Origin of the sequence: Prosthecobacter gellanilyticus (assembly GCF_007992435.1) — a bacterium.
In the GTDB taxonomy this organism is placed as follows: domain Bacteria; phylum Verrucomicrobiota; class Verrucomicrobiia; order Verrucomicrobiales; family Verrucomicrobiaceae; genus Prosthecobacter; species Prosthecobacter gellanilyticus.
Genome location: NZ_BKAG01000088.1, coordinates 1 through 11,637 on the forward strand (window position 1 = coordinate 1; position 11,637 = coordinate 11,637).

The window sequence follows — 11,637 nt, forward strand, 5'->3', positions numbered from 1 at the left end:
ACGGAGCAGCCGTGCCTCGTCGACACCGCTCTCGCGCGCACCCCGCGTCACCTAACAACGAAAGCTTTTTCTGCGCATACAGCAGCATCACGCCTTCACCCTTGTCCTGAGCTATCCCCATAGCTTCACACCATGAGGGTAAGTCCTTGGATTGGAGAACCACGGAGTGGTTCCCCATGAGTAGCCAGGGGTGCAGTGAGCGTTAGCGAGCGGAACCCCTGGTCAACCACGATTACCCCACCACCCAGCATCAATCCCGTAGGGATTGCCCAATGCACGCAGCGGCCGCCCCCCACCTCACTCCAGTTGCGCAGATCTCCAGGCATCGAAACCTCCGCCCCCCAGATCGCCTAAAGGCTTCATTCCAACGCCTGCTTGCGACCTTGTTGCCCAGAACGTGCAGGCCAGTAGACGATGGCGAAGACCATGCCAAGAAAGGATGGAAGACTGACAGCGCCATACATCACGAAGTAGGAGCCGCCATCGACCTCATCAATGATCCGCTCCCCTAGCCCCAGGCTCTGGGCAAAGAAGATCAATATCATCGTGAGAGTGAGCATCAGCGCAGCAGGACGACGGCTGGAATACCACCATGAACAAGCTGCTGGCCAGCGCAGCACGAGACCCATTAAAAGAGCCAAAGGCATTGCGACCAGGGTCATGAATGTGGCTACAAACGGAGCTCCTATGAAGGACAAAATGCCATCGTAGTTATCGACCAGCTTCAAGAACGCAAAGATCACCCAGAGGATTGCCGCCCCACGCAGATAGCGAGGACGTGGAGCCACCAACGCAGTGTCTGGTGGAGACTGTTCCTCAGAGCTTTCACTCATGACTCTCACGTATTCTTCCAAGCCTTCCAGCAAGACACAAAGCCCTTCGCAAAGTCCTGCGGACGCGCGTTGATCCAGCTATCCAGCGTCTCCGGCGAGAACCACTCCCCACAAGCCACTTCCTCGGGGAAAGGCTTCATAGGCCCATTATGCCGAGCCAGATGCAGCTCCACAAACTCATGATCCGTGTGCTCGCCCGCAGACAACTCGGCCGCGAGCTCAGTGCCGGAGATCTCGATACCCACCTCCTCCCGCGTCTCGCGGATCGCGCAGGCAGCATAGCTCTCACCCACATCCAAATGTCCGGCAGCACTGCTGTCCCACTTGAGCGGCGACACATCCTTCAGATGCGAGCGCTTCTGCAGGTAGATCTCGCCGCGCGCATTGATGACGAACACATGCACCGCACGATGCAGCAGGCCGCGCGCATGCACCTCGCCGCGTGTGAGCTGGCCCGTGACCTCGTTGCGCTCATTCACCACATCAAACATCTCCGTGGCCTTCTGACCGGCATCAGCGCCCGTGCGATTTTCATAGAAGCGACTGAGCTGCACCCACTCCTCCAGGCTAAGCTCTTCCGCACGCAGCGTGGCAGGTTTGCCCAGCGCATCCACCAGTGCCTGCCATCCGCCGGGAGCTTCAGGAAGGAGGTTCTTCATCTGCTTGCGACGCTGACCAAAGCCTAGACGTACAAGACGCTCAAACGTGCGGCGATCATACACAGGCAGCGTGCGCGGATCACGCGGCGTCATCTTCACGATGGCACTGTCCACGCGAGGCTTTGGATTGAAAGCTTCCGGCCCAATCACGCGCAGCATCTCCACATCCCAGTCACGCTGCACCAGGATACTCAGCGCGCCGTAACCATCCTGGCCGACCTTGGCCGCGAGACGGTCGCACACTTCCTTTTGCAACATGAACACCGCGCTGGTCACCGGCGTGGGCGGAGTGAGCATGTGCTTCAAGATCTCGCCACCCACCGAGTAAGGCAGGTTCCCAATGACCCGCACATCCCCATGGCGATACCATCCGCGCGTGTCCACCTTGGTGGCATCCTCATGCATGACCATGACATCCTCACGCGTCGCAAACCGTTTCTGCAACTCCGGCCCGAGCGAATGATCCTTCTCGATCAAAAGCAGCTGCTGTGAGCGCCCAACCAAATGTTGCGTCATGGCACCAAGCCCGGGCCCCGGCTCCACCACGAAAGGCGCGCCATCCGGCTCGATCTGGTCCGCGATCCATTTGGCGATGCTGTCATCCACCAGGAAGTTCTGCCCCATGCTCTTGCGTGGAGCCACCTCCTGCCCGCTGATGATGCGTGTGCTGCTGCGTTTGCCTTGGCCTTGGGATCTCATGCCCCTGAGATGCATGGGAGAGAGGCCCGATGCAAGCGGTGGCTGACCAAACCAAGGAGCCGACAAGGTAGAAAAATGAAGGGTGGAAAGATTTCAGAAAATTTTTCTACCCTTAATCTTTCTACCTCCATTCAGGACTGTCCAAGGAGACCTACCCCACCAGCCTCAGCGTCTTCTTCTGCTGCGCACTCTGGAAGGCCGTGTCCACGATCTGCTGGCCAATGCGGCTGATGTGCAGCGTGAGCGGACCGATCAGAGGCGCACCCGTTTCCAGGTGATGAATGAGGTGCTCAATGGGGTTGCGGTTCGGCGCCAGCACCTCGTCCGCCGGGATCTCATAACCTTCCGGGCAGGCACGGGTCTGCACGCGCACCTTCCCCTCATAGTCATAGCAGCTCAGCGTGCCCTCGCTGCCCTTGATCACAAAGCCGCACTTCGGCTGCGGTTGATGCGTCCATGGATCCGTAAAAGTGCCCCAGCGCGTCTCAGTGCGGCTCAGACCATGCGCATAACGGATGACGGCAATCGCGTGCTCATCCACCTCCAAGCCGGTTGCACCATGCCAGGTACAGGTGACTTCCTCGGGCACCTTTGCACCGAGATGCCAGGTACCGAGCGTGGTGCCATAACCCATGTAGTCGAGCAGGGAGCCGCCGCCTTGTTTCGCGCTGTAAAACCAGCTCGCGGCTTTCTCCTCGGCGCTGGGTTCCTTTTCGATCTTGTCCGCACCGTGATACAGCGGGCCGCGATTCCCACCACAGTGCTGAAACTCCAGCGGCTCGCCGATGAGGCCTTCCTGGATCAAGCGATGCGCGGTCTGCTGCGCGGCATCCCAGACGAGCGGCCAGTTGATGGCCAGAACCTTGCCGGTCGGCTTCATCGCAGCCACCATCGCATCGGCCTCGGGCACACTCCCCGCGAAGGGTTTCTCCATGAGGATGTGCGCGCCGTAGGGAGCGACCTTTTCCACCCACTCACCATGCTTTGAGGCAGCAGGGCAGAGCACCACAATGTCCGGCTTCGTCTGCTCCAGGCAGGCCGCGTGATCGGTGAAGACCTGGTCAGGACGGAGATTGAAATTCCGCGCGGCCTCCACCATGCGCTCGGGATGCTCATCACAGATGGCCACGATCTCCGCGTCCGGATGCTCGGAGGTCTGCCTCAGGAGGTCACCCATGTGGAAGTGGTCAAAATTGATGCCTGCGATGCGCCAGCGTTTCATAGTTTTTGGTTCTCGGTTTTCGGTTAATGGTTCACTGCTCTCGATTGGCAGTTTCGGAAACTGGGAACCGAGAACAGCGAACAAGGAGAACGCAAAAGACGCATCCAACCCGCCGTTTTCTATCAGCACGTCATGATCACCCGCCACTTGTTTCTCACCGGCCTCCTCAGTTTCGCCCTCATCTCCCAGGCAAAGAAGCCCGAGGCGGCTGCCGCCTCTGAAACTACCACAGCGCCCACACCCGTGGCCGCAGCCATGCAGGCCTATGTGGACAAGCATGAGCTCTCGGGCGCAGTGACCCTGGTGTGGAGCGGCGACAAGCTCACCTGCCACGAGGCCGTCGGTTTCCAAGATCTGGAAAGCAAGACGCCCATGTCCAAAGACAGCCTCTTCTGGATCGCCTCCATGACGAAGCCCATCACCGCGCTCGGAATCATGATGCTGGTGGAAGAGGGCAAGCTCAGCATCGATGACCCAGTGTCCAAGCACCTGCCGGAATTCCGCAACCAGATGCTGATCAAGGACAAATCCGCCGAACAAACAGTGTTGGTGAAACCCGCGCGCGAGGTCACCATCAAGGACCTGCTCACCCACACGAGTGGTCTGATCGGCACCGGCCCCCTGGAGAGCGGCGCACTAGATGTCCTCACACTCAAAGAGGCCGTGCTCACCTATGGTCTCAGCCCGCTGCAGTTCCAGCCCGGCAGCCAGTGGTCCTACTGCAATCCTGGAATCAACACGCTCGGCCGCGTCATCGAGGTCGTCAGCGGTGAGGAGTACGCGAAGTTCCTGGAGAAGCGCCTCTTCAAGCCGCTGAAGATGAAGAACACCACCTTCTGGCCCAGCAGCGGCGACCTCAAGAAGCACCTCGCCACTTCCTACAAACCCACCGCCGATGGCAAAGGCCTCGAGCCCACGCCCGTAAAATATCTCACCGAGCCTTATTCTAACAAAAAGCGTGCCCCGCTGGCTGCAGGCGGCCTTTTCTCCACCGCTGAGGACCTGCTCTCCCTCTACCGCATGCTGCTGAACGGCGGCGAGCTGGACGGCAAGCGCTACATCAAGGCCGAAACCCTCGCCCTCATGACCCAGAACCACACCGGCGACCTCAAGGCCGGCTTCGCCGAAGGCATGGGCATGGGACTCGGCTTCCAGATCGTCCAGACACCCACCGGCGTCACCGGCACCCTGAGCTCCGGCACCTACGGCCACGGCGGCGCGCACGGCACCCAGGGCTGGATTGATCCCGTGAAGAAGACGATTCACATTTTGCTCATCCAGCGTGCTGGCTTGCAACCGACGGGTGATGCCTCACCGATCCGGCAGGCGTTTCATGAGGCGTTTGCGGGGATGGGGAGGTGAGATTGTAAAACGATCACTCCCGGTATTCCACCACATCCGCCCGCACAAACACGGCGTGCAGCAGCTTTCCATCTTCCGCATCGGGCTGATAAACACCGATCATGCGATATCGGCCGGGCACACAGACGGTGTTCGTCGTGAACGTCGCCTCGGGGTTCTCCTGCGTGACCGCTGAAATTCTCCGGACAGAAGGATCCGCGGGTGCCTCTGGCGTCAGAGTCACCGGCAATGCCAGATCATTCTCCAGTTTAACATTCAATGTGATCATGCGCTCGTCCTCCACCACCAGGTCTGCCTCAATGGTGAAGCCAATCTTATCCTCCTCGGCTTCCAGGTAAAATCTACGGCCCGGAACAGCGGCGGGCACCTCACCCTCCTTTGTCTTGACTGGCTCCTCCGCGGCCCCAACTTCCGAGACCGAATCAGCACGCGGGCGCAGCAGCACATTTTCATACACGACCTGCTGTCCGTGTCTCGTTTCCATCCACGCGGAGCGCACAAAGCGCGCCTTGCCCCCGGCTGCCATTTGATTCAGCGCTTTCCACGCCTCTTGATGATCGGCCAGCCCTTCGCTCTCACGGCCCAGTTTGCGGATCACAGCAGCTTCCGCCTCAACGATATGGAAACTTAGGCGGACGGTCCCCGGAAAGCTAGAACCACAGCCGTGCACACCCGTGAACGAGTCGACGAGATCGATGTTCTCGGGCGTGTTGCACACCACCAGTTCGCTGGTCTCAGAAATGAACTTGGCATACGCTCCTCTTGGGAATGGAATGCCTTGGCCTTCGAGGATCTTTTGCACCTTTGTGGTATCGGGTGGAGCCTGGGACCCCTCCTTCTCACCCATCGTCTCAAAATCCGGCGGCACCTTGTAGCGACTGACTTTCATGCCGGCAGGCAGATCCAGTGGCGGCGGATTCTTCGGGGTGGCCAGCACTGTCTCGCCAGCCGCACCGAGCAGCTTTTCAATGCGCGCATTCTCCGGCGGCATCAGCAGCACGCTGTGCGCACAGAGAAAGGCCGCCGTCATCTTGCTGGAGACGGCCAGCGGGTCCGTCCACACGCCTAACAGCTTGGTCTCACCGGAGCGAAAGTTGATAGAGGTCTTGATCGAGTTTCTCGGCAGGTCCGTCCAGCATGCCTCAACCTTCGATAAACCTCCTGCAGGCAGCTTCTGCCAGCGTCGGGAAGCAGCCTGCGCCTGAAAATTCAGCTCCACGCTGAGGTCAACATTGTCCTCGAAACCCAGCACTGGATCAAGCCTCAGCGCCACACCTTGGTTGGCCTCATTGTCTTCAAAGTCCACATACCCGTTCTCATCCAGCGCGTAGTAGCCGGGCAGCAGCAGCCGTTTGCCTTGCTGTGCGGTCGTCCCCATGCTGCCCGCGCTTTCTCCGCGCATCGTGGCGAAGACGCGCCCCTTAGCGCTGAGCGCATCCAGCAGCGCGCCATGATCCTTCTTGCCCTGCGCCTCCGCCATCATCGCCCGCACATCGGAGCCTTCCGCCTCGATGATCTCCAACCGCCAGGAAAGCAGCTTCTTTGCGCTGGAGAGGCGGTCGTCTACATACGCCCGAACCTCCTGGTGCGTGCTCCTCGCCGTGCGCAATGCCAGCGTGTGGCTTTCCGTGTCCAGGCAGCCTAACGAACCAGGCGGCAATGAAACTCCGCTCTCTCCGAGATAGCTCTTCACCATCTTGTCACTCTGACGGATGAACTCCTGAATCTCTGCCTCTGATGCGCCTTCTGGAGGCATCGAAGGTGGTTTCCTGAAATGGATCCAGCCATGGGCCGGAAAGTGATAGCGCTGGATGGAGAATTCGTTGGGCTGCTCGGCGCGTGAGAACGCAGCCATCAACAGCAACGGCAGGAAAAGCACCAGGCGGGGGGAGTGCATGGATTCTGTCTAACAAATTCCTGCGGGCGGCATCAAGAACAAAGTCAGGTGAGATGCGCAAAGAGTGTCTTCATCACGAGAAGGTATTCGGCGCGCACCTGGCGGTATCGACAATGCACGGTTGAACCGTGCCTGTCCGCCCTGAACTTCACCCGCAAGTTAGTCGCTGCACATGGTCTCATGTGGACTGCGGCAGCCTGCTGCCGCTTTCTGCAGGCCAGCCCTGCTGGCCGTCGCCAACACAGAAATGTCAGGCGTTTAATTGAGCTCTTCTCCCGGCAGCAGGGCTGCCCGACACTAAGGCGGCAGCAGGCTGCCGCACTCCATGTCGCTTCGCGACTTCGTCACCCAAAGACTTCCTCAATCCCCAACCTCACCGCATTCACCATCCTCTGCATCTCCCCATCCGTCACAGCCAGAGGCGGCATGAGGACGATCGTATCGACCACAGGTCTTGTGAGCAGACCATGCTTCCTCGCGGCCAGACAGACCTTGGAACCGCGCAGTTCTTCAGCCGGATAAGGCCCGATCTCAATCCCTGCGATGAGTCCACACTGCCGCACATCCATCACCTGCGGAAGATCCTTCAAGGAGTTAACCAACTGTGTAAATATCTCGATCTTCGCGGGAAGATGCTCCATCACTCGCTCCTCGCGGAAGACCTGCAAACTCCCAAGCGCCGCAGCGCAGCCGAGCTGGCTGGCGGTGTAGCTGTGGCCGTAGTAAAAGGCGCGACCTGCGCCGAGGAAGCCTTCAAACACACGCTCCGTGGTCATCGTGGCAGCCATGGGGAGGCAACCACCGGTGAGACCCTTCGCGAGACAGAGGAAGTCGGGTGTGACACCTTCACGCTGGCAGGCAAACATACTTCCGGTTCGGCCAAAGCCGGTCATGACCTCATCCAGGATGAGGAAGATGTCCCGCTCACGGCACCAAGCGCTGAGCTTGGCGAGCATACCCTGGGGCCAGAGACGCATGCCGGCGCTGCCTTGGATCAAGGGCTCGATGATGACAGCGGCAAGGCGCTCGACCTGATCAGAGGTCAAAAGCTCAAGAGCATCCAAATGAGGGACGCGGAGGGTTTTGTAACCAAAATCGTTGCCGCTGCCTTTGAAGACAGGGATACCACCCACGCTCGCGGCGCCGAGGGTATCGCCATGATAGGCGCGATCAAAGGCAAGGATGGTGTCACGCTGCTCACCGCCGTTTTGCTTCCAATACTGCAGGGCCATGCGCATGGCACACTCGATGGCGGTGGAGCCATCATCCGAATAGAAGACGCGGCTCAGGGCACTGCCGGGCAGCAGGTCCACAAGCTGCTTGCCTAGCTGGATGGCAGGCTCGTGCGTGAAGCCGAGAAAAGACGTGTGGGCCACGCGATCCAGCTGCGCACGGATGGCGGCGCTGATGGTGGGGTGGTTATGCCCGTGGATGTTCGTCCAGATGGAGCTGTTGCCATCCAGATACTCGCGGCCGTGCTGGTCAGTGAGCGTGCAGCCTTGGCCCGAGACGAGCATGAGCGGCTCATGATCCTCCGCGCACCATGCCTGCATGGGGGTGAAGGGATGCCACTGATGGCGCTTTTCGAGCTGAAGGAGATCGTCAGGCATGGGACTGGCGGCGCGACGGCATCAGGCTCAGTTTAGCCACGGCTCCGCTCCAGCAGATTCATCATGAGGAAGGAGAGATTGATCACCAGCTCCTCCTCAGGCGTCGCATCGCTCAGCTTCTCCAGCTTGAAGAGGCCTTCGAAAAAGGCCGCCTGCTTGGTCAGGCGCGCCACCGGCGTGCCGTCCGCGCGGCTGAGCACGTATTTCGGATGGCAGATGTAACCGCTGATGAAGCCCACGACGGGAATCTCGCTGATAAAGCCGTCCAGCATCTTGGACCAGGGATTCTCCTCACGGATCGTGAAAAGGGGCGCGGCTCCCTCCACGGCATCCGGCCCATACACCTCGCAGTTCGTGCGCCAGATGGAGCGCAGGCCGCGGCGCTTGAAAGAGCCCAGGTCACGCCCGGCGGCATCGCGGAAGTTATAGCGGGCGCGGATGTCGATGATGCGGTCCGCCTCGATGGTGCTCAGCAGATGCTCCTGGGAGCTGGTGCTGAAGACCTCCACCTTTTCCTTCAGGCGGAAGGCCTTTTGCTTCACGTAGCAGACCTCGTTGCCGGTGGAGTCCGTGACGTAGATCTGGGGGGAGAGGGCCAGCAGCTTGAAGCGGAAGTTGAGCGGGTAGTTCATGGCGCGGACCTATCATGCAGAGAAATCCCCGGAGGGGCACACAAAAAATTCGTCAGGTGCCGTTAAGCAGGTGTCTCTCATTTCCTCACATCTCTGCCACGCCATGGCCGCCCCTGACTTCGACTGGAAACAGTGCTTCGACCAGATCTCCCCGAATCTGGTGCTGTATGCACGTCAGCTCACGCCCAGCCCGGCCGATGCGGAGGACGTGGTGCAGATGGCCTTCGTGCGCTGGTGGCGGCGCTTCCCGGACGGAGACAAAGAAAACATCCCCCTGCTGTATGCCGCCGTGCGCACCATCGCCCTGGATCTGCGCCGCAGCGACACCCGCCGTGCGAAACGTGAGTCCGCCTCCGAGATCGCCGTGCCGGGTGAAGATTCACCCACCTTTGACGTCCCGCCTGAACAGAAAGAAACCGCCGCCATTGTGACTGATGCTCTCGCGAAGCTGCCCGAAGATCAGCGTGAGGTCGTGACCCTGAAGCTCTGGGGCGGCCTCACCTTCCAGGAAATCGCCACCGCCCTCGGCATCTCCATCAATACCGTCGCCGGCCGCTACCGCTACGCCCTGAACCACCTGCAAAAGCACCTCTCACCCCTCAAAGACGACCTCCTCGGTGGCTCCGCCTCCCCCACCAACGTCCTCAACTTTCAAGCGAACTGCCTGACCTCATAAACCGAGAACCGAGAACCAGGAACAAGGAACCAAGAACTTCAAAAACCCGCCCCCCATGAACGATCACGAACTCGAAAACATCCTCACCTCCCTGGCCCCTGCGCGCCCCAGCGCTGCCCTGGCGCAGCGCGTGGATCGTGAGCTCGAGCAGGACATGCGCTGGGCCCTGCAGCCCGCTCCCCGCCGCGCCCCACGCTGGCTTCAGCCAGTGGCGTGGACCGCACTCGGCGCCGCCGCCGCCGTCATGGTGATGAGCCTCACGTCAACCAACATTGCTTCCAATCCAGGGACCGCCGCCTTTGCCACCACCACGAACCTGCCCGTCTCCTCCAGCCCTGCGCTGCTGCCAGTGAGCACCATCCGCGAGATCGTGGACACGCAGAATGAAGGCATCCGCTACAACGAGACTTCACGCCTGCCTGAGCAGCACATGAAGATCGTGTCCATGGAGCGCCGCGCCTGGATCGACCCGCGTGATGGCGCGCACATCACCGTCGAGATGCCCAGTGAGGACAGCGTGATCCTGCCGGTCTCCTTCCAATAAGCGTGGAGCCATCATCGAGAACCTGGAGTGCACTTCCCCGCACTCCATGACTCCACCGTTCCATCACTCCCCTGCTCCGCTTCCCCTTTCAAACCCCAAAACCTGAACCACCATGAAAATCCAAACCACCGCCTTGATGCTGATGACGGGCCTGCTGGCCCTCGTCAACTTGCCTGCCCGGGCGCAGGACAAACCAGACGCACCACCTTCACCACCACCGGCCAGCCCTGAAAAACGGGACGCCCCGCCTGCCCCAGCTCCCACGCCAGATCGTCCGCGGGGCGACATGAATCCCGTGCGCCCGCCGGAGCGCGAGATCGGCAAAACCGTGGCTTACGTCGGCCTGCTGACCAGCCCTGTGAGTGATGAGCTGCGCGCGCAGTTTAACCTGCAGGAGGGCTTCGGCCTGCAGATCATTGAGGTCATGCCCTCCTCACCCGCCCAGGTCGCAGGCCTGAAAGAGCATGATGTGCTGATCAACTTTGAAGATCAGAAGCTGGTCAACATGGACCAGCTCCAAACCCTGGTGCGCAGCAAGAAGAAGGACGATTCGGTCAATCTGCTCGTCCTCAGCGGCGGCGAACGCAAGATGGTCCAGGTCAGGCTCGGTGAGCGCGTCGCCCAGGTCGGTGAGGATCATGGACGCGGCTTCGGCATGCCTGGCATGCCCTTTGACCGCCGCAGCAGCAGCCGCGGCCCGGATGAGTGGCGCAACCAGGCGGAGCAATTCCATGACCGCATCCGCGAGTATCAAAAGCGCATGGAAGACTGGACGCGTGATGGCCGCAAAGGCACCATGCCACCACCTCCGATGTTCGAGGGCCCCCGCGGAGGTCCTGGAACTGACAATGACAACCACCGCCGCGATGGCGACCGTGGTGGCAATGACCGCAACGGATCTCGTGGTGATGGCGAAGGCCGCCGCCCTGGTCCTGATGGACCGCGTGACACGCCTCAGCGCCCCGGAAACGAGCAGGGCTCCACACGCCGTGTCGAGCATCGTGAGATGAATGAGAGCGCCAGCATCACCCGCAGTGATGAGACCGGCATCTACAGCCTCCAGAAGAGCGGTGAGCAGGCCACCTTCAGCGTGACTCCGAAGGATGGCGAGCCCCGCAGCTGGCCCGTGGGAAATGAAGAGCAGCGCGCCGCCGTGCCGGAGCCCTTCCGCACCAAGCTCCGTGAAATGGAGGAGATCCGCAGCTCCGTGCACCGTGATGGTGAGCGTGCCCGCGAAGGCGCGCCCCCGCAGAGCACGCCTCCGCCAAAGCGCGGCAGCGGCATCTGATCACAGTCAGGCCTGACATTATTCCAATCCAAGGCATGAAGCGAAAGCTTCATGCCTTGCTTTTGGTTAGCGGTTTGGAGCGGACTGGCCTGTGGGTGAGGACCTCTGAGCTCCCCCCTCAAGTCTCGCCTCCACGACCTGCCCGGAGTAACATCTCTGCCTTGAACCACGGAGTGGTTCACCACGAATAGCCAGGGGTGCAGCAATCCCGCGAA

The 11,637-nt window shown here is 60.6% G+C and carries 10 protein-coding genes; 4 read left to right on the plus strand and 6 right to left on the minus strand.

Annotated features, from left to right (window positions below; translation table 11 throughout):
* Positions 1-359: 359 nt before the first annotated feature.
* The 3 genes from BGE01nite_RS27965 to BGE01nite_RS27975 all read right to left on the minus strand — a co-directional run bounded on the left by BGE01nite_RS27965 (position 360) and on the right by BGE01nite_RS27975 (position 3,413).
* Entirely contained in the window at positions 360-833 is a 474-nt protein-coding gene (locus BGE01nite_RS27965; protein ID WP_146856109.1) for a hypothetical protein, read from the minus strand.
* Between the two features lie 5 nt (positions 834-838).
* A complete protein-coding gene (gene rsmA / locus BGE01nite_RS27970; RefSeq protein ID WP_170267128.1) occupies positions 839-2,191 on the minus strand; it encodes a 16S rRNA (adenine(1518)-N(6)/adenine(1519)-N(6))-dimethyltransferase RsmA in 1,353 nt (450 codons plus the stop codon).
* Between the two features lie 151 nt (positions 2,192-2,342).
* Positions 2,343-3,413, minus strand: a complete 1,071-nt coding sequence (locus BGE01nite_RS27975; protein WP_146856113.1) for a Gfo/Idh/MocA family protein — start codon at positions 3,411-3,413, stop codon at positions 2,343-2,345.
* A 132-nt stretch (positions 3,414-3,545) separates the two neighbouring features.
* On the opposite strand from BGE01nite_RS27975, the gene BGE01nite_RS27980 reads away from it, so the two are divergent.
* Complete coding sequence (locus tag BGE01nite_RS27980) at positions 3,546-4,775, plus strand: serine hydrolase domain-containing protein (RefSeq protein ID WP_146856114.1); 1,230 nt, start codon at positions 3,546-3,548, stop codon at positions 4,773-4,775.
* Positions 4,776-4,788: 13 nt separating this feature from the next.
* Here the strand turns inward: BGE01nite_RS27980 and BGE01nite_RS27985 are convergent, their stop codons facing one another.
* From BGE01nite_RS27985 to BGE01nite_RS27995, 3 genes are all read right to left on the minus strand, one after another.
* Positions 4,789-6,672, minus strand: coding sequence for a hypothetical protein (locus BGE01nite_RS27985; RefSeq protein ID WP_146856116.1), 1,884 nt, complete (start codon positions 6,670-6,672; stop codon positions 4,789-4,791).
* A 344-nt stretch (positions 6,673-7,016) separates the two neighbouring features.
* Positions 7,017-8,282, minus strand: coding sequence for an adenosylmethionine--8-amino-7-oxononanoate transaminase (bioA, locus tag BGE01nite_RS27990; protein WP_146856118.1), 1,266 nt, complete (start codon positions 8,280-8,282; stop codon positions 7,017-7,019).
* 32 nt (positions 8,283-8,314) lie between these two features.
* Positions 8,315-8,914 carry an LURP-one-related family protein gene (locus BGE01nite_RS27995; protein WP_146856120.1) on the minus strand — a complete coding sequence of 200 codons (600 nt, stop codon included), beginning with the start codon at positions 8,912-8,914 and terminating at the stop codon, positions 8,315-8,317.
* A gap of 103 nt (positions 8,915-9,017) precedes the next feature.
* Between BGE01nite_RS27995 and BGE01nite_RS28000 the strand changes: the two genes are divergently transcribed.
* The 3 genes from BGE01nite_RS28000 to BGE01nite_RS28010 all read left to right on the plus strand — a co-directional run bounded on the left by BGE01nite_RS28000 (position 9,018) and on the right by BGE01nite_RS28010 (position 11,422).
* Positions 9,018-9,590 carry an RNA polymerase sigma factor gene (locus BGE01nite_RS28000; RefSeq protein WP_170267129.1) on the plus strand — a complete coding sequence of 191 codons (573 nt, stop codon included), beginning with the start codon at positions 9,018-9,020 and terminating at the stop codon, positions 9,588-9,590.
* Positions 9,591-9,645: 55 nt separating this feature from the next.
* A complete protein-coding gene (locus BGE01nite_RS28005; RefSeq protein WP_146856124.1) occupies positions 9,646-10,134 on the plus strand; it encodes a hypothetical protein in 489 nt (162 codons plus the stop codon).
* Between the two features lie 112 nt (positions 10,135-10,246).
* Positions 10,247-11,422: a PDZ domain-containing protein gene (locus BGE01nite_RS28010; RefSeq protein ID WP_146856126.1), complete on the plus strand. Its 1,176-nt coding sequence runs from the start codon at positions 10,247-10,249 to the stop codon at positions 11,420-11,422.
* Positions 11,423-11,637: the final 215 nt, after the last annotated feature.